Raw genomic sequence first — 21,324 nt, 5'->3', positions numbered from 1 at the left:
CAGTCAGGATTCTCCATGTCGAAAGTCGTTATTATCGGTGCTGGTCACGCGGGCGGATCGGTCGCGGGCTTCCTGAAACAATACGGCTTTGAGGGCGAGATCATTCTGGCAGGCACCGAGCAGGTGCCGCCCTATCAGCGCCCGCCGCTGTCCAAGGCGTGGCTGAAGGGGGAGGCGGACGAAAGCTCGCTGCAACTGCGCGCTGACAGCTTCTATGCGGACAATGCGATTGATCTGCGTCTGGGCGTGACGGCTACGGCCATCGACCGCGAGGCCAAGACGGTCAGCTTCGATGACGGCCGTACCGAAGCCTATGATTATCTGGTCATCGCCACAGGATCGCGCGCGCGCCGTCTGCCGATTGCGGGCGGTGACGATGCAGGCCTGCTGGAACTGCGCACCACGGTGGATGCCGAGCGACTGAAGGGCGCGCTGGGGCAGGGCAAGCGGCTGGCAGTTATCGGTGGCGGCTATGTGGGGCTGGAGGCAGCGGCCTCTGCCCGCGCATTGGGGGGCGAGGCGGTGGTCATCGAGCGGATGGACCGCGTTCTGCAACGCGTCGCCTCTCAAACACTGTCGGAGTTCTTCACTCGCCGACACACCGCCGAGGGCGTGGATATCCGCACCGGCGCAGAGGTGGTGGCCGTATCGCCGACCTCGGTGACGTTTGCAGATGGCAAGGTTCTGTCTGCCGATGCCGTGCTGGTGGGCATCGGTGCGATTGCCAATGATGAACTGGGCGCAGAGATCGGACTGGATTGCGCCGATGGCATTATTGTCGATCTTGAGGCCCGCAGCAGCGATCCGGCCATCTTTGCCGTGGGTGATGTGACCCGCCGCCCGCTGCCGCACTATGAGGGCGTGCTGCATCGTCTGGAAAGCGTGCCCAATGCGCTGGAACAGGCCAAACAGGTCGCCAGCGCCATTATGGGCCGTCCGGCTCCGGCCGCCGAGGTGCCGTGGTTCTGGTCGGACCAGTACGACAGCAAGTTACAGATCGCAGGCCTGCCGTTCGGTGCCGACAGTCAGGTGGTGCGCGGCAACCCCGACAGCGGCATTTTTGCTGTCTTCCACCTGAACGGCGACCAGATCACCTGCGTCGAGGCCGTCAACGCCGCCCAGTCCTTCATGTTCGGCAAACAGGCCATCGCCAAGGCCATGCCCGTCAATGCCACCATCCTCGCCGACGAAGCCGCCCCCATCAAAAGCGCGGTGATCGCGGGCTAGCGCCCTTAGGCCAGAAAGGTCACGCGGCCGGGGGCGGCGCTGGCGATTTCGCAGAGGTCTTCGGTGGGGCGCAGGATCATGCCGTGCAGGGTCAGGGTTGCGCCGTGTTGAAGGTGGCTGGCGATACGCACCAAGGTATCTGTAGGCCGGACGTCTGCGTGAAGGACCAGACTGCCACCCGCGCTGGCGATGGCGCACAAATCTTCAATCGAACGCGTTTTCATAACCAGTCCTTAAAAAACAACATTCTGTGATTGTTACAGGTGTTCAGGTGTGGATGATACTGCGGAACGGTCGATGCGTATTACTACTCAGAGGCCGGTACAGAAACGCGCATACCATCCATCTGGTCAGTGACGATGATCTGACACGAGAGGCGGCTGGCGGCAGCGTCATAGCTGTCACGCCAGTCCAGCATGCCGCGTTCCATATCAGAGGCCGGTCCGGTGACGCTTTGCCAGTCAGGCTGAATGTGGACATGGCAGGTGGCGCAGCTCATGCCGCCACCGCATTCGGCTTCAATGCCTGCCACACCGTCGCGCGTGGCATAGGCCATCAGGCTGGCTCCGCTGTCGGCATCGACGAGTTGTTCGCTGCCATCGGGTTGGATGAAAGTGATGAATGCCATGGAAATTTGTGCTGCGTGCTGACGGTGTCTGCGCCCCTCGGGTGGCACTCATAAACGCCTTGGCGGCGTCAGTGAATCCCCGATGACACTCGGGACGGGCGCGGGCACCTGTTAAAAACCCCGCCGGTGAGGGCGGGGTTTTCATTTAGTCCGGATTGGCGATCGGCGGGGCTTCCGACGTGGTCCGGCCTAAATCATCTGGCGCGGCATTATCGTCGGAGGGTGAAGGTTGTCGCTCGCCTTCGGCCTTGGACGTTTCCTCGCGCGCCTGTTGTTGCAGACTGTCTTTGTTTTTCGGGTCCTCGGACTGACCCGCATTAGGCGTATTGTTCGTCGCATCGGTCATTGAGATGTCCCTTCGTGGCTGCCAGACAAAAATCCGCGCCGGGCCATAAGGTTGTGAATGTCTGCGATGTGACCAACAGCGGGCACTTCGCCACCGATGGGAAGTCCGTGCCTAGGGCTGCTTGAACGGCGGGTGCTCATATTCACGGGCCGTGTCCGGTTCGGCCTCTCCTGGCGGCGAGGGCTCTGTCCCCGCAGCATCTTCGATTTTCCTGATCTGAGTAGCGTCGTCGTCCAGGCGAGGTGCAGGATAGGCTTTGCCGGGAATAGCGACGGGTATCTCGCTGATATTGTCTTGCCCGATACCACGGGGGGCGTCGCCGGGATCGCCGTTGACGAGCGTGTTTGCGCCAATTTTCGTAGGATTGCCGTTGCCGTCAACAAGCCTGTTGCTGGACGTCTGGGCAGTATGATCAACCTTGCCCGGTATGTGCCAGTGCGTGCCTTTCGGGTCGTTTCCGGTTCCTGACATTGCGTTCTCCTTTGCAGGGCAATGCAGATGCGCTCAGCAGTGTTCCGAAAGGTTCGAAAGCCAGCTTTAGGCCTTCATGCCGTCTGCGACGGGATCCGAAGGCAGTGCAGACCAAGATCAACGAGAGGGGAGGCAAGCCGAGGAAACCGGCCATGATGCTCTGGTTTCCTCGGGGAAAATGGTGCCGGATGAGGGGATCGAACCCCCGACCTTCGGTTTACAAAACCGCTGCACTACCGCTGTGCTAATCCGGCGCGGCCCGTCTTATGCGGAGAGAATCTCTCGGAAGCAATAGGGGGCGTGAACTGGGATCAGGCCAGAGCCTGACGAATGCGTTTCGCAGTGGCTTTAAGCGCCTCGGGATCAGCCATGCCGGATTGGCCGTGACCGGCCATGGCTTTGTCTTCCCAGCGCGGGATGATGTGGAAGTGAAGATGGAAGACGGTTTGCCCGGCCGGGGCTCCGTTGAACTGGGTCACGATCAAGCCGTCGGGTGCCAGCGCCTTTTCAATCGCACGGGCGGCTCGCTGAACGGCCGCTGTGACGGTGGCCAGATCGGCTGCTTCCATCTCCAGAATATTGCGTGCAGTCGAGGTCTTGGAAATGACGAGGGTGTGGCCCTCGGATTGGGGAAAGGCATCCATGAAAACGTAGACGCTGTCGTCTTCCCATACGGGCACGCTGGGGATTTCACCGCGCAGGATCTTGGCAAAGACGTTTTGCGGATCGTAGCTACCGTGCAGGCTCATGGATTTCTCCCAAATCATCTGGGTCTTAGCCTAGATCAAGGCAAGGGCCGCTTCCAAGAGCGTGCAAAGAAAAAGGGCACCGGTTGAGGCCGGTGCCCTTTATTCTTTACTGCCGATCGCAAGGATCAGGGACGGATCACCATACAGGTGACGCGGCGCGCAGCCAGGGTTTCGCAGGCCTCATTGGCCTTTTCCTCGGTCAGGCCGGTAAAGCGGGAACGGTACCAGCCACCATCGCCCGTCTGAACCGTCCGCTCGGCTCCGGTAAACTCGCTGCGGAAGCGGCGGTTCACATCATTCAGCCAGTCTTGAGCGACTTTTTGGTCGCGGAATGCGCCTACCTGAACCGCATAGCGGCCTGCTGGCGTGCGGGGTGCAGCGGCGCGCTCGCGGCGGGCAGAGGGCGCAGGTGTGATTTCGGTCGGCGTTGCGCGTTCGGCAGGGGCCGAAACATAGGCGACTTCGCCAGACGCCGTATAAGGACGGCCTTCGTCAGACACCGAAGCATAGGCCACGGGTGCAGTCGGTGACGGAATGCCAAAGCCGCGCTCTTGGAAAAACGCTTGTGCGTTCTGGATGTTTTCGCCACGGGCGCGGCGGTTGGCCAGATCAAAGCCCGTGTCCATCAGTTCGGCCACGTGGGCGTTGCGGCTGGCGGTCGAGCGGCCCCCCATCACGATGGTGATCAGGCGTTTGTTGTTACGCACCGCAGAGGCGGACAGGTTGTAGCCCGAAGCGTTGGTAAAGCCGGTCTTGATTCCGTCATAACCGTTCATGGTCGCCAGCAGGCCGTTGGTGTTGCGGTATTCGCGACCGTTGAAATACCAGTCGTGCAGGCCGAGGTAGCGATAATATTGCGGATAGTCGCGCATCACTGCGCGGCTCAGGATCGCCAGATCATTGGCAGTGGTAGCTTGTCGGCTGTCGGGCAGGCCGTGGGGCGTGGTGAAGCGGGTGTTCAGCATCCCCAGTTCGCGGGCCTTGGCGTTCATCTTGTCGATGAAGCGCGATTCACTGCCGGAAATAGTTTCGGCCAGAACCACGGCCATGTCATTGGCGCTGCGTACGGCGGTCGCGCGCATGGCGTCGTCAAGGCTGATGGATTGACCGGCGGCCAGACCCAGTTTGGACGGCGGTTGCGCCGCCGCGCGTGGCGATACTGTCAAACGGTCTGTCAGCTTGTGCTCGCCATTCTCCAGTGCCTCGAACACCAGATACAGCGTCATGACCTTGGTGATCGATGCCGGATAGCGGCGCTCGTCGGCGAAACGCGAGAACAGGGTCTCGCCTGTCGCAGCGTCGAGAACGATAGCGGCATATTTGCTGTTATCGCCCGACTGCGCCACGGGCGGCGTTTGACCGATAGTCGGCGTCAGAGCCAGACCTGCGACCAAAAGACCGGCAAGGACGGGTTTGCGGAATGCTGTCATGGGCATCTGCACTAACTTAAGCCTCGTCACTGTGGCGGCAAAACGGGAAAGACGCTTTGGCGCTGTGTAAGGTTTACACCATCAGACATTGGGGTTTCGACGGGGTTAACAACCCGTCAACGATGTTTTGAATGTGACGTGAACCTTGCATTCGATCCGGCAAGGCGCAAGCGCGGCCGTAGAGCGCTGTGTTGCGCTGCACAAAAATACTCTTGATTTTTATTTCGCACGTGCACAATATAACGGCGTTGCATTAAGCGCGGCGTGAGTGTTCGCGTTCTGCGTGTTTCCCCTCGACACGGAGTCATCACATGGTTGATACCACCGCCGAAACTGTCAAAAAGACCGTTGAGCAGACTGCCGCCAAGGCCAAGGCCCAGGCGCAATCGTTCCAGGACGCCGGCACCAAGGCTTTCCGCGAAGGCGTCGACAAGTCGATCGCTTCGCTGACCGAGCTGAACGCCCACAGCAAGAAGAACCTCGAAGCCGTAGTCGAGTCGGCCACTGCTGCCCAAAAGGGTGCCGAAGCCCTGTCGCAACAGGCGCTGGCCTATGGCCGCAAGACCTGGGAAGACAACATCTCGGCGGCCCAGTCGCTGTCGCAAGCCCGCTCGGTTCAGGAACTGGTCGAGCTGCAAACTTCGTGGGCCAAGTCGTCGGCCGAGGCCTATCTGGCCCAGCTGACCAAGACCAACGAGATCATCACCAACTCGATGAAAGACTGCTTCAAGCCGATCAACGAGCGCGTGACCGCCACGGTCGAAAACCTTCAGTCGGCTCGCTAACCTCCCATAGCGATGACGGCTCAAAGGCTCCGGTGCTCCCGCGCACCGGAGCCTTTTTCGTGGGCGCGGCATGCGGAAAACGAGCGTCAGAGGCGAGGGGCGGAATGCAGCACCTATCCGGCCTTATGCGCCGAGTAAGGAAACTTAAGGGGCTTTGTCGGCACCCTGATGCTGCGTGAAACTTTGTTCAGGTGCTGGGGTTAGCATCACTGTGACTGGACGACGCTTCAATTCGCGTCATCATTCCCTATCTCTGAGTAGAACGCTTAACAGACGGACTTCGAATGCCCACGAGACGGTCAGGTGAACAGAACGGCGGCGCTGGCGCTGCGGTCGTCACCGAAACCAAGCCCAAGGTTCAGCGGCCCTCGCTTTATCGAGTGCTGATACTGAACGACGACTACACGCCGATGGAATTCGTCGTCTACGTGCTGGAGCGGTTCTTCCAAAAGGACCGTGAGGCCGCGACCCGTATCATGCTGCACGTTCACCAGTATGGGGTCGGAGTGTGCGGGGTCTACACCTATGAGGTGGCCGAAACCAAGGTCGCACAGGTGATCGAGACCGCCCGCCGCCACCAGCATCCGCTGCAATGCACCATGGAAAAGGACTAGAGAGGAGCCTTTCATGCCTTCATTTTCGCGTCCTCTCGAAGAGACCCTGCACCGCGCGGTCAGCTACGCCAATCAGCGTCGGCACGAGTACGCCACCCTGGAGCACCTGCTCCTGGCGCTGATTGATGACCCTGATGCGTCGTCGGTGATGGAAGCCTGCAACGTCGATCTGACGACCCTGAGGGCCGCCCTGACCCTCTATGTCGACAATGATCTGGCGGCGCTGGCGACGGCGGATGGCGATGACGCCAAACCGACCGCCGGCTTCCAGCGCGTGATCCAGCGCGCGGTCATCCACGTCCAGTCATCGGGCCGCGAGGAGGTCAGCGGTGCCAATGTGCTGGTGGCCATCTTCTCCGAACGGGAAAGTCATGCCGCCTATTTCCTGCAGCAGCAGGAGATGACCCGCTATGATGCCGTCAACTTCATCGCCCATGGCATTGCCAAGAAGCCAGGCGCGTCCGAGGCCCGCCCCAGCCGTGGCGTCAGCCTCGAAGAGGCCGAAGAGGGCAATGTCGTCAAACAGGGCAGCGAGGCTCTGGAAGCCTATTGCGTCAACCTGAACGAAAAGGCGCGCGAGGGCCGTATCGACCCGCTGATTGGTCGTCAGGCCGAGGTGGATCGTTCGATCCAGATCCTGTGCCGCCGCACCAAGAACAACCCGCTGCTGGTGGGTGATCCCGGCGTGGGCAAGACCGCCATCGCCGAGGGTTTGGCCCGCAAGATCGAAGCGGATGAAGTGCCGGACGTGCTGAAAGGCGCGACCATCTTTTCGCTCGACATGGGTTCGCTGCTGGCCGGTACGCGTTATCGCGGTGACTTCGAAGAGCGCCTGAAACAGGTGGTCAAGGAGTTGGAAAGCCACGAGAACGCTGTGCTGTTCATCGACGAGATCCACACCGTGATCGGTGCGGGTGCGACGTCGGGCGGGGCCATGGATGCGTCCAACCTGCTGAAGCCGGCACTGGCGTCGGGCACCCTGCGCTGCATGGGTTCGACCACCTATAAGGAGTACCGCCAGCACTTCGAAAAAGACCGCGCTCTGGTGCGTCGTTTCCAAAAGATCGACGTGAACGAGCCGTCGATCGAGGACACGGTGAAAATCCTCAAGGGGCTGAAGGCCACCTATGAGGAGCATCACAAGCTGCGCTTCACCGATGGAGCCATCCGCACGGCTGTCGATCTTTCGGCGCGCTACATCACCGACCGCAAGCTGCCGGACAAGGCCATCGATGTGATCGATGAGGCCGGCGCCTCGCAGATGCTGCTGCCGGAGTCCAAGCGCAAGAAGACCATCGGCTCCAAAGAGATCGAGGCGGTTATCGCCAAGATCGCCCGCATTCCTCCCAAGTCGGTCTCCAAGTCTGACACCGAGGCCCTGCGCGAGCTGGAAAGCGATTTGAAGCGCGTGGTCTATGGTCAGGAAGACGCCATCGATCAGGTCTCGGCGGCCATGAAGCTGGCCCGTGCGGGTCTGCGCGATGCCAATAAGCCGATCGGCTCCTTCCTGTTCTCGGGTCCGACCGGCGTCGGCAAGACCGAGGTGGCCAAGCAACTGGCCGCCACGCTGGGCATCGAGATGCAGCGTTTCGACATGTCGGAATATATGGAGCGTCACACGGTCAGCCGTCTGATCGGTGCCCCTCCGGGCTATGTCGGCCACGATCAGGGCGGCTTGCTGACCGATGCCGTTGACCAGCATCCGCACTCGGTGGTGTTGCTGGACGAAATCGAAAAGGCCCACCCGGATGTCTACAACATCCTGCTGCAGGTCATGGACAACGGGACGCTGACGGATGCGGTCGGTAAGAAGATCGACTTCCGCAATGTGATCCTGATCATGACCACCAACGCCGGTGCGGCAGACAACGCCCGCAACTCCATCGGCTTTGGTCGCACCAAGGTCGAGGGCGAGGACGAAAAGGCCATCCAGCGCCTGTTCACGCCGGAGTTCCGCAACCGTCTGGATGCGGTCGTCAGCTTCAAGCCGCTGTCGCCGACCACGATCCGCGACGTGGTGAACAAGTTCGTCATGCAGCTGGAAGCCCAGTTGGCCGATCGCAACATCACCATCGAGCTGACGGACGATGCGGCTGACTGGCTGGCCAAGAACGGCTTTGATGAACTGTATGGGGCTCGCCCGCTGGCGCGCGTCATTCAGGAACACATCAAGAAGCCGCTGGCCGACGACATCCTGTTCGGCCGTCTGGTACGCGGTGGCCATGTGAAGGTGGAGCTGAAGGACGGCAAGATCGCCTTCGACATCACCGAAGCCAAGGGTAGCGCGGCCAAGGAAGAGGAAGAAGAAACGGCCTGATCGGTCGGCTTCAGATGCAAATGGGAAAGGCCGGGGTTTTGCCCCGGCCTTTTCTGCTTGTCGGCCTGATCTGACCTGAGTCCATGAAAAAGCCCGCTCATTTCAGAGCGGGCTTTTCCGTATGTGCCTAGGGGCGAGCGCTTAGCGCTTGCGGCCCAGGCCGCCGAGCAGGATGGCGGCACCGGCGATGATGCCGGTGGTCAGCAGCGGCTTGTTACGGGCGAACTCGAGGCCCTTCTTGGCCGGTTCGCGAAGGTCGGCCGGAGCCTTGTCGGCAATGCCGTCCAGACCGTCGATTACGCGGCCATAGGCAGCCTTGGCGCGACCGCCAGCTTCCTTGGCAGCGCCTTCAACCTTGTGTTTCGCGTCGCCGGTCAGGTTGCCAAAGCCTTTTTGGATCTTGCCTTCGGCTTGGTCGAGAGCGCCTTCGATACGTTGGTCGGTCATGATCTCATCCTGGAAATGGGAGGGAGGTAAGGGACCATTAACTAGCGTTCGGCGGAGGCTAGAGTTCCGGCCTGCGGCAGCTTATCGCGACTTATAGGGCGACAACTCCAGTGCCATGGCCTCCCGCTCACCGGCGACGGCAGGGCGTTCGCGTTTCAAATAGTGGGCGACGGCGTCGGACAGGCTGGCATCAGCGATATAGTGGGCCGAGCGCACCCGTTCGGGCAGGTAGCCGCGGGCGATCTTGTGCTCGCCCTGCGCACCGGCTTCGACGCGCGAAAGCCCGTGTTTCAGGGCGAAATCAATGGCCTGATAATAGCACAGCTCAAAGTGCAAAAACGGCTTATCGACCAGAGTGCCCCACTGGCGGCCATACAGGGCGTCGCGACCGATAAAGTTCAGCGCACCGGCCACGGGCGTGTCGCCGTCAAACGCCATGACCAGCACCACCTTGTTGGCCATGGTCTGGCCGATGCGGGTGAAATAGTCGCGGGTCAGATAGGGGCGGCCCCATTTGCGGTCGCCGGTATCCATGTAGAAGGCGAAGAAGGCGTCCCAGTGCGCCTCGGTAATCGCAGGCCCGTTCAGGACGCGAATGTTCAGGCCTTCCTGTGCCTCGCGGCGTTCGCGGCGGATGGTTTTGCGGCGGCTGGCCGACAGGGCCCCCAGAAAGTCATCAAAGGTGGCCCAGCCCTGATTGCGCCAGATGAACTGCATGTCCTCGCGCAGCAGCAGGCCATGGTCGCCCATCATCTGCCACTCGTCTTCGGGCGGAAAGTTGATGTGGATCGACGACAGGTTCATCTGTTCACACAGCATGACCGCGCCCTGTATCAGGCCTTGGCGGACCGTCAGCGTATCTTCACCCTCGGCCACCAGCAGGCGAGGGCCCGTGGCGGGCGTGAACGGAATGGCGCTGAGCAGTTTGGGATAATAGCGGCCACCGGCGCGCTCATAGGCATCGGCCCAGCTGTGGTCGAAGACGTATTCGCCCTGGCTATGGCCCTTGAGGTACAGCGGCATGGCCCCGATCAGGCGGTCATTGGCGCTGTGAAGGGTCAGGTGGCGGGCCGCCCAACCTTGCTGTGGCACCGCGCTGCCCGAGGCTTCGCACGCATGCAGGAAGTCATATGTGACAAAGGGGTCGCCCGTCGGGAGCGCCAGCGTATCCCACGCTTCGCGCCCGACATCGGCAACCCCTCCATGAACCTGTAGCTTCAGGCTCACTTCACCTCGACGATGGCGTCAACTTCAACGGCAAAGCCCAGCGGCAGCTTGTAGACGCCGACAGCGGAGCGGGCGTGCTTGCCGGCATCGCCGAACACTTCGACCATCAGGTCGGACGTGCCGTTGATGACCGCCGGAATGGCTTCGAAGTCCGGACCGGCCTGCACAAAGCCGCCCAGCTTCACAATGCGGACCACGCGGTCCAGATCGCCGTCCAGCGCGGCCTTGATTTGGGCGATCAGGTTCAGACCGCACAGGCGGGCGGCCTTCTGGGCTTCTTCCGGCGTCACGTCGACGCCGACGGTGCCCTTGATGCCGCCATTGGCATCGTTCGACAGCTGACCCGAGATGGTCAGGGTGTTGCCCGAGCGAACATAGGAGACATAGGAGGCCACCGGCTTGGCGGCTTCCGGCAGGGTGATGCCGAGTTCGGTAAGGCGGGCTTCGATGCTCATGTCTGTCTCCGTGAATGAGGGGTAGGGGGATGTAGCGCGATTGCGGGGCTTGTGTCTGCCCCCGCACGGCGTTCGGTTACGGGGTGTGATCGGGCTTTTTGAGTGCGCGTCCTGCCACCACGGCATCAACGCCGAACTTGGCCCGCAGGGCATCGATGGCCGTTTCGGTTTTCAGATTGCGGGCCTCGGTGGTCTGGAACAGTCCGGCGGGCGCGTCATGGGCATCAACCACCTCGGCCATGCCGATACCGATCAGGCGATAGGGGATGCCCAGTTCCGGCTTCAGCAGGTCGCGACCGGCGTTAAACAGCGCCCGCGCTGTCTGCACCGGATCGGGCAGGGTGATGCGACGGGTGATGATCTTGAAGTCTGTGCGGCGCAGTTTCAGCACGATCACGCGGCTGGACACACCATCACGACGCGCCTTGCTGGCCAGCTTTTCGCACAGGGGCCATAGCTCGGCCTCCAGCGCTTCTTGCGTCGAAAGGTCTTCGTTGAAGGTGGTCTCGGCGCTCATGCCGCGCCGGTCGTGGTCGGGGTTTACGGGGCGGCTGTCGCGGGCGTGGGCCAGTTCGTGCAGGCGCAGGCCGCTTTCGCCATAGCGGCGGATCAGGTCCTTCACCTCGGCATTGGCCAGATCGCCAACGGTGGCAAAGCCGTCAGAGCGCAGCTTCTGGCCAAACACCGGACCGACGCCCGGCAGGATGCGTACAGGGCGCGGGGCCAGCAAATCCTTGGCCTCGGCTTTGCCGATCACCGAAAACCCGCGCGGCTTGTCCAGCTCGGACGCGATCTTGGCCAGAAACCGGTTGGGGGCCAGACCGACCGAAACCGTCAGGCCGACCTCTTCCTCGATCCATTTTTGCAGCCGTGCCAGCTGGAACGCCGCAGGGCCGCCGTTCAGGCGTTCGGTCCCCGACAGGTCGATCCAGGCCTCGTCCAGCGACAGGGTCTGCACCAGTGGCGTCAGTTGATGGACCGCGCCGAAAATGCGGGCGCTCTCGTGCTGATACTTGGCAAAGTCGGGCTTGATGACCACCGCCTCGGGGCAGGCTTTCAGCGCCTTGAACATGGGCATGGCGCTGCCGACGCCATAAAGGCGCGCCACATAGCAGGCGGTCGAAACCACGCCGCGCTTGCCGCCCCCTATGATCACCGGCTTGTCTCGCAGCTCTGGCCGGTCGCGCTTTTCAACCGAGGCATAGAAGGCGTCGCAGTCCATGTGCGCCATGGTCAGCTGGGACAGTTCCGCATGGTTCACCACACGCCGCGAGCCACAGGCCAGACATTGGCGCTGTGGTTCGGCCTGCATGGCCAGACAGTCCCTGCAAAGCGACTGGGCGCTCAGAATTTATCTCCGAGTTCGACGAACTTCACGAGGGCTTAAGACTGACGTAGGCAAGCTAGGCCAGAAAGGCACCAGTCTAACCGATTTGGGTGTCTTTGTGTTTGAGCGCCAGGTGGCCAATGTCCAAGACCGTCCTCATCGTCGAGGATAATGAGCTGAACATGAAGCTGTTTCATGATCTGCTTGAATCTCAGGGCTATTCGACCCTGCAGACCCGTGAGGGGATGCAGGCGCTCCAGCTTGCGCGTGCGCATCGCCCTGACTTGATCCTGATGGATATCCAGTTGCCGGAAATTTCGGGTCTGGAAGTGACAAAATGGATCAAGGAGGATGACGAGCTAAGTAATATTCCTGTAATTGCCGTGACTGCGTTTGCCATGAAGGGCGACGAGGAACGGATCAGGCAGGGGGGCTGTGAAGCCTACATTTCCAAACCCATTTCGGTTTCGACCTTCTTGGACACCGTGCGTCGCCATCTGGGGTGACGCCGGATGAGTGCACGTATCCTCGTTGTCGATGATGTCGACACCAATGTGCGGCTGCTCGAAGCCAAGCTGACGATTGAATATTTCGACGTGGTCACCTGCAATGACGGAGCCACGGCGATTGAACTGGCGCGCACCGAACAGCCGGACCTGATTCTGCTGGACGTGATGATGCCCAAGATGGACGGGTTCGAGACCTGCCGTCGCCTGAAGGACGATCCGGCCACGCGGCATATTCCGGTGGTGCTGGTCACGGCTCTGGATGGCCGTCAGGACCGGATACGCGGGCTGGAGGCCGGTGCCGACGATTTTCTCAGCAAACCCTATGACGATCTGATCCTGATGGCGCGTGTGCGCAGCCTGACGCGTCTGAAAATCATGGTCGACGAGTTGCGCGAGCGCGAAGAAAGCGGACGCCGCTTTGGCATTGGAGGAGCAGGTGTAGAGCGTCTGCGCGGCACGGGCGGTCGGATCGTCGTGGTTGATGACAATCCCGAGCAGGCCGGCGTGCTGATGGCCGAGTTGGGGCGCAATCACCGCCCGGTATTGGCCAACAGTATCGATGCGGGCATTTCCGCCGGCGGTGTCGATCTGATGATCATCAATGCCGCGAACGCCAGCTTTGATGGTCTGCGACTGCTGGCGCACCTGCGCGCTCGCGAGGTCACGCGGTCCTTGCCCATTTTGACCATTGTCGACCTGAAAGAGCGACAGAGGCTGGTCAAGGCTCTGGAGCTGGGGGCCAATGACATCGTCAGCGCGCCGATCGATCCTGACGAACTTTCAGTGCGCGTGGTCACGCAGGTGAAGCGCAAACGCTATACCGACTTCCTGCGCGAAAGGCTGGAACGCAACCTCGAGGCCGCTGTCACCGATGTGCTGACGGGGCTGCATAACCGTCGCTATATGGCCAGTCAGCTGCAATCCATGCTCGCACGCGCCAATCGCGGGGGCGAGGCGATTTCGGTGCTGATCATCGATCTGGACCACTTCAAATCCATCAATGACAGCTTTGGCCACGATGTGGGCGACGAGGTGCTGCGCGAGTTTGCGGTCCGTTTGGCCACCAATGTGCGCGCTGTGGACCTGCCGTGCCGGCTGGGCGGCGAAGAGTTTGTGGTGGTGATGCCCGGCACGTCTCTGGAGGACGCCCAGCGCATTGCAGAGCGTATCCGTCGCGATATCAGCAGCGAGCCGTTCCGCGCGCTGGCCGGCAAGGCTCCACTGGATGTGACGGTATCGGTGGGCGTGGCCAGTTCGGTTGACGGCGACACGCCTGAAACCCTGCTGAAACGGGCCGATCAGGGTGTCTATGAAGCCAAGGACAGGGGCCGGAACACGGTCGTCTCCCGCGCCGCCTCGTAACTGCTGTGGCTGCGGGTGAGCCGCGTGTTACCAAATAGCAGGCATGGAAAAACGCCCGACTGAAAAACAGTCGGGCGTTTTTGAAGGGCTGTAAGCGCTGCTCCGCATCACGCGGAGCAGGGTCTTACTTGATCTTGCCTTCTTTGAACTCGACGTGCTTGCGCACGACCGGGTCGTACTTCTTCACGACCATTTTTTCGGTCATGGTACGGGCGTTCTTCTTGGTGACATAGAAGAAGCCGGTGTCGGCGGTGGAGTTCAGACGGATCTTGATCGAAGCCGGTTTGGCCATCGGAATAAACCTCTGCGACGGCGAAAGCCGCTTGAAATAGGAGGCGCGGAACATACTCAGACACGCGCCAAAGTCAACGGGCGTGATGTCGCCTTGAGTCCAATCCGCGAACGGATAGGCTTAATGCCATGAAAATGACCCGAATTGCACCCGCCTTAGCCATTTCTGCCGCTGTTTTCAGCTCTCTAGCTGTCGCTTCGCCAACCGCTGCTATGGAATCAGCCGGCGCGCAGGATGCCTTTTTCGCGAATCTTTCGACCCTGTGCGGTCAGCGATTCGAAGGGAAGGTAATCAATCCCGGCCCGACGGACGGCGATTTTGCCGGAAAGCGCTTGTTGATGCATGTGCGCGACTGCGAGGCTAACGAGATCCGCATCCCGTTCTGGGTGGGTGATGACCACTCGCGTACCTGGTTCATTACCCGCACGGATAATGGCCTGCGCCTGAAGCACGATCACCGCGATCCGGACGGTACCACCCACACCCTGCACTGGTACGGTGGCGAGACCACGCAAGACGGCTCGCCCAAGCGTCAGGAGTTTCCGGTGGATCAGGAATCCATCGACCTGTTCACCGCCAATGACGCCTCGGTGTCGAACACCAATGTCTGGGCTGTCGAGGTCCACCCGACCCAGACCTATGTCTATGAGCTGCGCCGCGCCAACCGCCACTTCCGCGTGGAGTTCGACCTGACCAAGCCGGTCAGCGAATAGGCTTTAGTCGAGATGCTCGATGCGGTGCTGCCCGTGCAGCATCCGCACAAAGGCGAGGGGGCGGTTGGGGGATTCCAGCCGCTCCAGCGCTTCACCCAGCACAAAGCGGGTGATGGACGGCAGGTCCTGCTGCATGGCCTCCTGGATGGGCAGCCATGCGATCTCGTCCAGTTCGCCTGACCCCACGATATTGTCCGGATCACGCAGCGCCTCGATAGGGGCGGTGAAGAAACGCGCGTCAAAGCGGCGTGTGCGTCCCGGCGGAGTAATGGCGCGGGCGATATAGGTCAGGCACGAGAGGTCGGGCAGGGCCCCCGCCTGACGGTATTCACGCCAAGGACCGGCCACAGACGCCGCAGGAGCGGGTTTTCCAAGGATCAGGCCCGTTTCCTCGAAAGTCTCGCGGATGGCCGTCAGGGCCAGCGCACGGGCCCTTCTGGCAGGCATTTCCTTCTCCAGTCGCCGTGCGGTGATCGAAGACAGCTCTCCCGAAAAACGGGCAGTGAAGTCCGAGCGGTCAATGCGACCACCCGGAAACACCCATTTGGACGCCATGAAGACGTGGCCCGCCGCGCGGCGACCCATCAGAACCTCAAGGTTTTTGTCGCCGCGAGTGAGGATCAGCGTGGCCGCATCACGGGGGCGTTGCCGCCCACCAACACGGGGCGCATCCAACAGGTCCTGTTTCGCGTCGAACGGTTCGCTCACTTGCGCTTGCCCTTGCGAACGCCCTTGAGGCCGCCGAGAGGTTTGCCGCCGTTGCGGGCGCGGGCGGATTTGCCGCCTGCACCCTTGAAGCCGCCTTTTCCGCCCTTGGGTCCACGCCCGCGCATGCCCAGACGGGGCATGGCCGCATTGGGATCGCGCGGGGCGGGATCGGACAGCATCTGGAACACCAGACCGCCCGTAACCGGCGTGGCCTCGGCCAGCAACACCTCGACATTCAGGCCCAGCGGATAGCGTTTGCCCGAGCGTTCGCCGACCAGAGCATGGCTGCGGTCATCGTGGACAAAATATTCGTCGCCCAGAGATGACACCGGAACCAGACCATCGGCACCCGTTTCGTCCAGACGGATGAACAGGCCAAAGCGGGTCACGCCGGTGATGCGGCCGGTAAAGGTCGCGCCCACGCGGTCTTCGAGGAAGGCGGCGATATAGCGGTCCATCGCCGCCCGTTCCGCCGCCATGGAGCGACGCTCGGTCTCGGTGATGTGCTCGGCAATGCCGGACAGTTCGGCCATTTCGCGGTCGGTCAGACCATCGTCGCCAAGGTTCAGCGCGCGGATCAGGCCACGGTGCACGATCAGGTCGGCATAGCGGCGGATCGGCGAGGTGAAGTGGGCATAGCGGTCGAGGTTCAGGCCAAAGTGGCCGAGGTTCTCGGGGCTGTAGAAGGCCTGCATCTGGGTGCGCAGGACCACTTCATTGACCACTTCGGCGTGTTCGCTGTCCTTGATCTCGGCCAGCAGTTTGTTGAAGCGTTTGGTGGTCGGCGCTTCGCCCTTGGCCCACGACTTGCCGATGGTGTGCAGGAAATCGGACAGGTTGAAGATCTTTTCCTGACTGGGCGTTTCGTGAACGCGATAGATCAGGGGCGTGCGGGCCTTCTCCAGACTTTCGGCAGCGCAGACATTGGCCTGTACCATCATCTCTTCGATCAGGCGGTGCGCTTGCAGCGACTGGCGCGGCAGGATGGCCTGAATGCCGCCTTCGGGCGACATCTGTACGCGGCGCTCAAGGCTCTCGATCGCCAGAGGCGCGCGGCGCTCGCGCCCCTTGAGCATACAGGCATAGGCGTTCCACAGCGGATACAGGATGGTATCCATGATCGGGCCGGTGGTGTCGTCCGGCTGGCCGTCGATGGCGGCCTGCGCCTGCTCATAGGACAGCTTGGCGTGCGAACGCATCAGGCCGCGCGTGAACTTGTGGCCGATCTTTGTGCCGGATTTGTCGAACACCATGCGCACGGCCATGGTGGCGCGGTTCTCGCCTTCCTTCAGGCTGCACAGGCCGTTCGACAGCACTTCCGGCAGCATGGGCTCCACGCGGTCGGGGAAATAGGTCGAGTTGCCCTTGGCGCGGGCCTCGCGGTCCAGCGCGGTGTTGGGGCGCACATAGGCGGCCACGTCGGCGATGGCGACCCAGACGACCCAGCCGTCGGGGTTCTTTTCATCGGTGTCGCGCTCGGCAAAGACGGCGTCGTCGTGGTCGCGCGCGTCCTGCGGGTCGATGGTGACGAAGGGGATGTGGCGCAGGTCTTCACGACCCTTCAGCGTCGGCACCGCCTGATCGCCTGCCTCGGCAATCACCGCCTCGGAGAAGCCGATGGGGATGTTGTGCTGGTGGATGGCGATGATCGAGGCCGCACGCGGGTCATCCTCGCGACCGATCTTTTCAAGGATCTTGCCGCGCTTGGGACCATAGCGGCTGTCGCCGCGCTCGGAGGCGGCCAGCACCAGATCGCCATCCTTTAGACCCTCTACCAGACCGGCGGGGACGATCAGGAACTCCTTGTCCTTCTTGTCGACAGGCTCGATGCGGACATCGCGATGGCCCTTGCGGACCACGCCCAGAATCTTGCTGCCGCCAGCGTCCAGCTTTTTGACCAGACGGGCTTCCCAGCCTTCGCCGGTGCGCGAGAATTTGACCAGCAGGCGGTCGCCCATGGCCGGAGCGGAGACGCGGCGCTCCTTGTCGGCGACCAGAACGGCCTGCGGGGCGTCGGCCTCGCCCTTAACCAGTTGGACCAGCAGTTCGCCATCGTCGGTGCGGGCCACCACATCGGCCACGCCGACGGGGGGCAGGGTGCCGGCCTCGGCAAAGCCCTTGCGACCGCGCTTGCCCAGCTTGCCCTCGGCTTCCAGTTCTCGCAGCATTTCGCGCAGCATGCGCCGTTCCGCACCCTTCAGGCCAAAGGCGCGGGCAATATCGGATTTCTCGGCCTCTCCGGCTTCGCGCAGGAAGGCGAGGAGGGTGTCTTTATCGGGGAGGCCCGCAACCGGGCGCTTGGGAGATTTAGCCATTACGCCCTCAATAACGCGCTTTTCGATGAAAAGGTGAAATCTTGCACAAGTTGACCGCGAAGCCTGCTGGCTTCAGCCTTCTGTCTACCTTCCGTTTTGGAGCTTGATCCTATGTCGCTGACCGACACGCCTTCTTTGTCCCGCCCGTCGAAGTCGCTGCTGGACCTGATCGGTAATACGCCGATGGTCGAAGTGACCAAGCTGGACACGGGCAAGTGTCGCCTGCTGATCAAGCTGGAAAGCCAGAACCCGGGCGGCTCCATCAAGGACCGCATTGCCCTCAACATGATCGAGGCCGCCGAAAACTCGGGTCTGCTGCAACCGGGCGGCACCATTGTAGAGGCCACCGCCGGTAACACCGGCCTGGCGCTGACGCTGGTCGGAAAACAAAAGGGTTACAACGTCTTGCTGGTCATTCCGGACAAGATGTCGAAGGAAAAGATCCAGCATCTGCGCGCCATGGGGGCCGATGTGCGCCTGACCCGTTCGGACGTGCCGCACGGCCATCCGGAGTATTACACCGACATGGCCGAGCGCCTGTCGCAGCAGATTCCGGGTGCCTATTACGTCAACCAATTCGCCAACGACGCGAACTCCGAAGCCCACTTCAAATCGACCGGACCGGAGATTTGGGAGCAGACCGGCGGCCAGATCGACGCCTTTGTGGCGGGTATCGGATCGGGCGGCACGATCACCGGTATTGCACGATATCTAAAGTCAAAAGGCTCCAAGGCAGAAATTCTGCTGGCCGACCCCGTTGGTTCGGGTCTGGCGGGAATCGTGAACGAAGGCAAACCTGGCCCCGACGGCTCCTATACTGTCGAGGGTATCGGGCAAAACTTTGTGCCGGACACCGCTGACATCAGCCTTGTTGACCGCGCCTATTCCATCCCCGATGCGGAATCGATCGCAACGGCGCGCGAACTTCTGCTGAAGGAAGGTGTGCTGGCCGGTTCAAGCTCGGGCTGCCTGATCGCTGCGGCCCTGCGCTGGTGCAAGGAGCAGACCGAGCCCAAGACCATCGTCACCTTCGTGTGCGACACCGGTGCCAAATACCTGTCCAAGGTCTACAACGACACCTGGTTGGCTGACCAAGGCCTGACCGAGCGCGAGATTACCGGCAATCTTTCGGACCTGATCACCCGCAAATATGAAAAGGGTGATGTGGTCGTCGTCGGTCCGGAAGACACCATCGACACCGCCTTCAAGCGTATGCGCGGCAGCGACGTGTCGCAGCTTCCGGTCATTCAGGAGGGCCGCCTGGTCGGCATCGTGGACGAGAGCGACATCGTTCACCTGATGAACACCGACGAGATCACCCGCAAGGAGCGTTTCGCCAAACAGGTGAACACCGCCATGACGCGTGATCTGGACACGGTGCAGGTGACCGAAGACCTCGACGCCCTGATCCCGCTCTTTGACCGCGACCGCGTGGCCATCGTGCTGGACGGCGAGAAATTTGTCGGCCTGATCACCCGTGCCGACCTGATCAACCACCTCAGCCTGAACCGTTAAGTCCATGACCGATAAGAAAAATCATCAGGGCTTTTCGACCCGCGCCATTCATGCGGGGCAGGAACCTGACCCGACGACCGGCGCGGTCATGGTGCCGATCTACGCCACCTCGACCTTCGCGCAGGAAAGCCCCGGCGTGAACAGGGGCTTTGAATATGCGCGTGGCAAGAACCCGACGCGCATGGCCTTCGAAGCCTGTATCGCAGACCTGGAGGGCGGCGTTCAGGCCTTCGGCTTCGGCTCGGGCATGGCGGCGACCTCGACCGCGCTGGAGCTGCTGGATGCCGGTTCGCACATCGTTACGGGTGATGACCTGTACGGTGGTTCGTGGCGTCTGTTCGAGCGCGTGCGCCGTCGCTCAATGGGGCTGGACTTCAGCTATATCGACCTGAGCGATCTGTCGGCGGTCGAGGCGGCCATCACCGAAAAGACCCGCATGCTGTGGGTCGAAACCCCGACCAATCCGATGATGAAGCTGGCTGACATCGCCGCTCTGTCGAAGATCGCCAAGGCGCACAACCTGATCCTCGTGGTCGATAACACCTTTGCCTCGCCCTATTGCCAGCAGCCGCTGTCGCTGGGCGCGGACATCGTTATGCACTCGGCGACCAAATACCTGAACGGTCACTCGGATGTGGTTGGCGGTGTGCTTATCGCCAAGACGCCGGAAATGGCGGCCGAGCTGAAGTTCCTGCAGAACTCCATCGGCGGTGTGATGGGCCCGTTTGACGCCTTCCTCGTGAACCGTGGCCTGAAGACTTTGGCCCTTCGGATGAAGGCGCACTGCGACAACGCGCTTAAGCTGGCCCAGTGGCTGGAAGGCCGCGCGGGCGTGCAAAAGGTCATCTATCCGGGGCTGGAAAGCCATCCGCAGCATGAGCTGGCCAAGAGCCAGATGACGGGCGGTTTCGGCGGCATGGTGTCGGTGGTGATCGACGGTGATCTGGAGCGTACCAAGCGTGTTCTGGAACGCGTGCGGGTGTTCACGCTGGCGGAGTCTCTCGGCGGTGTCGAAAGCCTCGTGAACCATCCGGCCATCATGACCCACGCCAGCATCCCGAAAGATGTGCGCGAGGCCAGTGGCGTGACCGACAGCCTGATCCGCCTGTCGGTCGGTGTCGAAAACATCGAAGACCTGATCGCCGATCTGGATCAGGCTTTGGGCGCTTAAGTCGCGATACATTCGGCAGGGCGGGGTTCACTTCGTGGGCCTCGCCCCCTAGGCTTGTCGCATGTTGGATACTGCTGGCGTGCAAGCGCGATTAGCCGAATACCCGATGGCCGAGATGGCGGTCGGGTTGTTTCTTCTCTTTCTCGTGGCCTTCGTCGCCGACTTTATGGTGCGGCGGGTCCTTACGCGCATTCTTTTGAAGATTGTCGGGCGTGCGACCGATGATCTGGAGCAACTGCTCCGGCCGGTCGTGCGCAATTTGGCCCGCGTGGTGCCGTCGCTGATCCTCCAACTGGGCGTCGCTTCGGTGCCGCATCTGGCTCCCGGTGCTGTGACGGTGATCCAGAATGTGGCGGCGGCCTTCACCATCGTGGCCATCGTTCTGGCCATCAGCAGCGCGCTGGACATGGTGAACGCCCTGTATAACCGCAGCGAGCGGGCGCACCGCCGCAGCATCAAAGGCTATCTGCAGGTCATCAAACTGGTCTTCTATGCGATTGCCACCATTCTGGTGATCGCGACCCTGATTGACCGCTCGCCGCTGCTGCTGCTGTCGGGTCTGGGGGCGTTGGCTGCTGTACTCATGCTGGTGTTCAAGGACACCATCCTGTCGCTGGTGGCGTCGGTTCAACTGAACTCCAACGACATGCTGCGTGTGGGTGACTGGATCGAGATGCCGCAGGTGAATGCCGATGGCGACGTGATCGACATCGCCC

The 21,324-nt window shown here is 61.7% G+C and carries 23 protein-coding genes, 1 tRNA gene and 1 pseudogene; 10 read left to right on the top strand and 15 right to left on the bottom strand.

Features of this window, described 5'->3' with window-relative positions:
• Positions 1–15: 15 nt before the first annotated feature.
• Positions 16–1,227, top strand: a complete 1,212-nt coding sequence (locus B3B04_RS12475; RefSeq protein ID WP_292043356.1) for an NAD(P)/FAD-dependent oxidoreductase — start codon at positions 16–18, stop codon at positions 1,225–1,227.
• A gap of 5 nt (positions 1,228–1,232) precedes the next feature.
• Here the strand turns inward: B3B04_RS12475 and B3B04_RS12470 are convergent, their stop codons facing one another.
• The 7 genes from B3B04_RS12470 to B3B04_RS12440 all read right to left on the bottom strand — a co-directional run bounded on the left by B3B04_RS12470 (position 1,233) and on the right by B3B04_RS12440 (position 4,857).
• On the bottom strand, positions 1,233–1,451 hold the full coding sequence (locus B3B04_RS12470) for a hypothetical protein (RefSeq protein WP_292043355.1): 219 nt from the start codon (positions 1,449–1,451) through the stop codon (positions 1,233–1,235).
• 83 nt (positions 1,452–1,534) lie between these two features.
• Positions 1,535–1,855: a 2Fe-2S iron-sulfur cluster-binding protein gene (locus B3B04_RS12465; RefSeq protein ID WP_292043353.1), complete on the bottom strand. Its 321-nt coding sequence runs from the start codon at positions 1,853–1,855 to the stop codon at positions 1,535–1,537.
• Between the two features lie 145 nt (positions 1,856–2,000).
• Positions 2,001–2,201, bottom strand: a complete 201-nt coding sequence (locus B3B04_RS12460; protein WP_292043351.1) for a hypothetical protein — start codon at positions 2,199–2,201, stop codon at positions 2,001–2,003.
• Between the two features lie 111 nt (positions 2,202–2,312).
• A complete protein-coding gene (locus tag B3B04_RS12455) occupies positions 2,313–2,672 on the bottom strand; it encodes a hypothetical protein (protein WP_292043349.1) in 360 nt (119 codons plus the stop codon).
• Between the two features lie 179 nt (positions 2,673–2,851).
• Positions 2,852–2,926, bottom strand: a tRNA-Thr gene (locus B3B04_RS12450).
• Between the two features lie 57 nt (positions 2,927–2,983).
• Positions 2,984–3,421 (bottom strand): HIT family protein, encoded by a 438-nt coding sequence (locus B3B04_RS12445; protein WP_292043347.1) that lies wholly within the window; start codon positions 3,419–3,421, stop codon positions 2,984–2,986.
• Positions 3,422–3,546: 125 nt separating this feature from the next.
• On the bottom strand, positions 3,547–4,857 hold the full coding sequence (locus B3B04_RS12440; RefSeq protein WP_292043346.1) for a D-alanyl-D-alanine carboxypeptidase: 1,311 nt from the start codon (positions 4,855–4,857) through the stop codon (positions 3,547–3,549).
• Between the two features lie 305 nt (positions 4,858–5,162).
• Between B3B04_RS12440 and B3B04_RS12435 the strand changes: the two genes are divergently transcribed.
• The 3 genes from B3B04_RS12435 (at position 5,163) to clpA (ending at position 8,567) form a co-directional block, all read left to right on the top strand.
• Positions 5,163–5,636 (top strand): phasin family protein, encoded by a 474-nt coding sequence (locus tag B3B04_RS12435; protein WP_292043345.1) that lies wholly within the window; start codon positions 5,163–5,165, stop codon positions 5,634–5,636.
• A 284-nt stretch (positions 5,637–5,920) separates the two neighbouring features.
• The gene (gene clpS / locus B3B04_RS12430) at positions 5,921–6,250 is read left to right on the top strand and encodes an ATP-dependent Clp protease adapter ClpS (protein WP_292043343.1); all 330 of its coding nucleotides are present in this window, start codon (positions 5,921–5,923) and stop codon (positions 6,248–6,250) included.
• Positions 6,251–6,263: 13 nt separating this feature from the next.
• The gene (gene clpA, locus B3B04_RS12425; protein WP_292043342.1) at positions 6,264–8,567 is read left to right on the top strand and encodes an ATP-dependent Clp protease ATP-binding subunit ClpA; all 2,304 of its coding nucleotides are present in this window, start codon (positions 6,264–6,266) and stop codon (positions 8,565–8,567) included.
• Between the two features lie 141 nt (positions 8,568–8,708).
• Here the strand turns inward: clpA and B3B04_RS12420 are convergent, their stop codons facing one another.
• The 4 genes from B3B04_RS12420 to B3B04_RS12405 all read right to left on the bottom strand — a co-directional run bounded on the left by B3B04_RS12420 (position 8,709) and on the right by B3B04_RS12405 (position 12,044).
• Positions 8,709–9,014 (bottom strand): CsbD family protein, encoded by a 306-nt coding sequence (locus B3B04_RS12420; RefSeq protein WP_292043341.1) that lies wholly within the window; start codon positions 9,012–9,014, stop codon positions 8,709–8,711.
• Between the two features lie 81 nt (positions 9,015–9,095).
• Positions 9,096–10,241, bottom strand: a complete 1,146-nt coding sequence (locus B3B04_RS12415) for a GNAT family N-acetyltransferase (RefSeq protein ID WP_292043340.1) — start codon at positions 10,239–10,241, stop codon at positions 9,096–9,098.
• Entirely contained in the window at positions 10,238–10,696 is a 459-nt protein-coding gene (locus B3B04_RS12410; RefSeq protein ID WP_292043339.1) for a RidA family protein, read from the bottom strand. Before B3B04_RS12410 ends, B3B04_RS12415 begins: the two co-directional genes overlap by 4 nt.
• A 76-nt stretch (positions 10,697–10,772) precedes the next feature.
• Positions 10,773–12,044 (bottom strand): DNA polymerase IV, encoded by a 1,272-nt coding sequence (locus tag B3B04_RS12405; protein ID WP_292043450.1) that lies wholly within the window; start codon positions 12,042–12,044, stop codon positions 10,773–10,775.
• A 119-nt stretch (positions 12,045–12,163) separates the two neighbouring features.
• Between B3B04_RS12405 and B3B04_RS12400 the strand changes: the two genes are divergently transcribed.
• Together B3B04_RS12400 and B3B04_RS12395 are read left to right on the top strand one after the other, a co-directional pair.
• Positions 12,164–12,529 (top strand): response regulator, encoded by a 366-nt coding sequence (locus B3B04_RS12400; protein WP_292043338.1) that lies wholly within the window; start codon positions 12,164–12,166, stop codon positions 12,527–12,529.
• A 6-nt stretch (positions 12,530–12,535) separates the two neighbouring features.
• Positions 12,536–13,894, top strand: a complete 1,359-nt coding sequence (locus B3B04_RS12395; protein WP_292043337.1) for a PleD family two-component system response regulator — start codon at positions 12,536–12,538, stop codon at positions 13,892–13,894.
• Positions 13,895–14,018: 124 nt separating this feature from the next.
• On the opposite strand, the gene rpmG is transcribed toward B3B04_RS12395, so the two are convergent.
• Both rpmG and B3B04_RS12385 read right to left on the bottom strand, forming a co-directional pair.
• Complete coding sequence (rpmG, locus tag B3B04_RS12390) at positions 14,019–14,186, bottom strand: 50S ribosomal protein L33 (RefSeq protein ID WP_003164451.1); 168 nt, start codon at positions 14,184–14,186, stop codon at positions 14,019–14,021.
• A 218-nt stretch (positions 14,187–14,404) separates the two neighbouring features.
• Positions 14,405–14,530 carry a hypothetical protein gene (locus B3B04_RS12385; RefSeq protein WP_292043335.1) on the bottom strand — a complete coding sequence of 42 codons (126 nt, stop codon included), beginning with the start codon at positions 14,528–14,530 and terminating at the stop codon, positions 14,405–14,407.
• Between B3B04_RS12385 and B3B04_RS12380 the strand changes: the two genes are divergently transcribed.
• A complete protein-coding gene (locus B3B04_RS12380; protein ID WP_292043334.1) occupies positions 14,525–14,899 on the top strand; it encodes a hypothetical protein in 375 nt (124 codons plus the stop codon). The two genes, B3B04_RS12385 and B3B04_RS12380, sit on opposite strands and share 6 nt — an antisense overlap.
• A 3-nt stretch (positions 14,900–14,902) precedes the next feature.
• Here the strand turns inward: B3B04_RS12380 and B3B04_RS12375 are convergent, their stop codons facing one another.
• Complete coding sequence (locus B3B04_RS12375) at positions 14,903–15,607, bottom strand: NUDIX hydrolase (protein WP_292043332.1); 705 nt, start codon at positions 15,605–15,607, stop codon at positions 14,903–14,905.
• The gene (gene rnr / locus B3B04_RS12370) at positions 15,604–17,922 is read right to left on the bottom strand and encodes a ribonuclease R (protein ID WP_292043330.1); all 2,319 of its coding nucleotides are present in this window, start codon (positions 17,920–17,922) and stop codon (positions 15,604–15,606) included. Before rnr ends, B3B04_RS12375 begins: the two co-directional genes overlap by 4 nt.
• Positions 17,923–18,033: 111 nt before the next feature.
• Here rnr and B3B04_RS12365 point away from each other — a divergent pair, with 111 nt between their 5' ends.
• The 3 genes and pseudogenes from B3B04_RS12365 to B3B04_RS12355 form a co-directional block, all read left to right on the top strand.
• Positions 18,034–19,437 (top strand): cystathionine beta-synthase, encoded by a 1,404-nt coding sequence (locus tag B3B04_RS12365; protein WP_292043329.1) that lies wholly within the window; start codon positions 18,034–18,036, stop codon positions 19,435–19,437.
• Between the two features lie 4 nt (positions 19,438–19,441).
• The gene (locus B3B04_RS12360) at positions 19,442–20,608 is read left to right on the top strand and encodes a cystathionine gamma-synthase (RefSeq protein WP_292043328.1); all 1,167 of its coding nucleotides are present in this window, start codon (positions 19,442–19,444) and stop codon (positions 20,606–20,608) included.
• 61 nt (positions 20,609–20,669) lie between these two features.
• A pseudogene (locus B3B04_RS12355) lies at positions 20,670–21,324 on the top strand (mechanosensitive ion channel family protein); the annotation flags it as partial.

The organism is Brevundimonas sp. UBA5713, assembly GCF_002419815.1.
Lineage (GTDB): Bacteria > Pseudomonadota > Alphaproteobacteria > Caulobacterales > Caulobacteraceae > Brevundimonas.
This window is presented reverse-complemented; position numbering and strand designations above follow the sequence as displayed.

Bases quoted from the DNA above. Each gene is read 5' to 3' on its own strand.
- B3B04_RS12475 (WP_292043356.1), top strand. From the start codon at position 16: ATGTCGAAAGTCGTTATTATCGGTGCTGGTCACGCGGGCGGATCGGTC.
- B3B04_RS12470 (WP_292043355.1), bottom strand. From the start codon at position 1,451: ATGAAAACGCGTTCGATTGAAGATTTGTGCGCCATCGCCAGCGCGGGT.
- B3B04_RS12465 (WP_292043353.1), bottom strand. From the start codon at position 1,855: ATGGCATTCATCACTTTCATCCAACCCGATGGCAGCGAACAACTCGTC.
- B3B04_RS12460 (WP_292043351.1), bottom strand. From the start codon at position 2,201: ATGACCGATGCGACGAACAATACGCCTAATGCGGGTCAGTCCGAGGAC.
- B3B04_RS12455 (WP_292043349.1), bottom strand. From the start codon at position 2,672: ATGTCAGGAACCGGAAACGACCCGAAAGGCACGCACTGGCACATACCG.
- B3B04_RS12445 (WP_292043347.1), bottom strand. From the start codon at position 3,421: ATGAGCCTGCACGGTAGCTACGATCCGCAAAACGTCTTTGCCAAGATC.
- B3B04_RS12440 (WP_292043346.1), bottom strand. From the start codon at position 4,857: ATGCCCATGACAGCATTCCGCAAACCCGTCCTTGCCGGTCTTTTGGTC.
- B3B04_RS12435 (WP_292043345.1), top strand. From the start codon at position 5,163: ATGGTTGATACCACCGCCGAAACTGTCAAAAAGACCGTTGAGCAGACT.
- clpS (WP_292043343.1), top strand. From the start codon at position 5,921: ATGCCCACGAGACGGTCAGGTGAACAGAACGGCGGCGCTGGCGCTGCG.
- clpA (WP_292043342.1), top strand. From the start codon at position 6,264: ATGCCTTCATTTTCGCGTCCTCTCGAAGAGACCCTGCACCGCGCGGTC.
- B3B04_RS12420 (WP_292043341.1), bottom strand. From the start codon at position 9,014: ATGACCGACCAACGTATCGAAGGCGCTCTCGACCAAGCCGAAGGCAAG.
- B3B04_RS12410 (WP_292043339.1), bottom strand. From the start codon at position 10,696: ATGAGCATCGAAGCCCGCCTTACCGAACTCGGCATCACCCTGCCGGAA.
- B3B04_RS12400 (WP_292043338.1), top strand. From the start codon at position 12,164: ATGTCCAAGACCGTCCTCATCGTCGAGGATAATGAGCTGAACATGAAG.
- B3B04_RS12395 (WP_292043337.1), top strand. From the start codon at position 12,536: ATGAGTGCACGTATCCTCGTTGTCGATGATGTCGACACCAATGTGCGG.
- rpmG (WP_003164451.1), bottom strand. From the start codon at position 14,186: ATGGCCAAACCGGCTTCGATCAAGATCCGTCTGAACTCCACCGCCGAC.
- B3B04_RS12380 (WP_292043334.1), top strand. From the start codon at position 14,525: ATGCATGTGCGCGACTGCGAGGCTAACGAGATCCGCATCCCGTTCTGG.
- B3B04_RS12385 (WP_292043335.1), bottom strand. From the start codon at position 14,530: ATGCATCAACAAGCGCTTTCCGGCAAAATCGCCGTCCGTCGGGCCGGG.
- rnr (WP_292043330.1), bottom strand. From the start codon at position 17,922: ATGGCTAAATCTCCCAAGCGCCCGGTTGCGGGCCTCCCCGATAAAGAC.
- B3B04_RS12365 (WP_292043329.1), top strand. From the start codon at position 18,034: ATGTCGCTGACCGACACGCCTTCTTTGTCCCGCCCGTCGAAGTCGCTG.
- B3B04_RS12360 (WP_292043328.1), top strand. From the start codon at position 19,442: ATGACCGATAAGAAAAATCATCAGGGCTTTTCGACCCGCGCCATTCAT.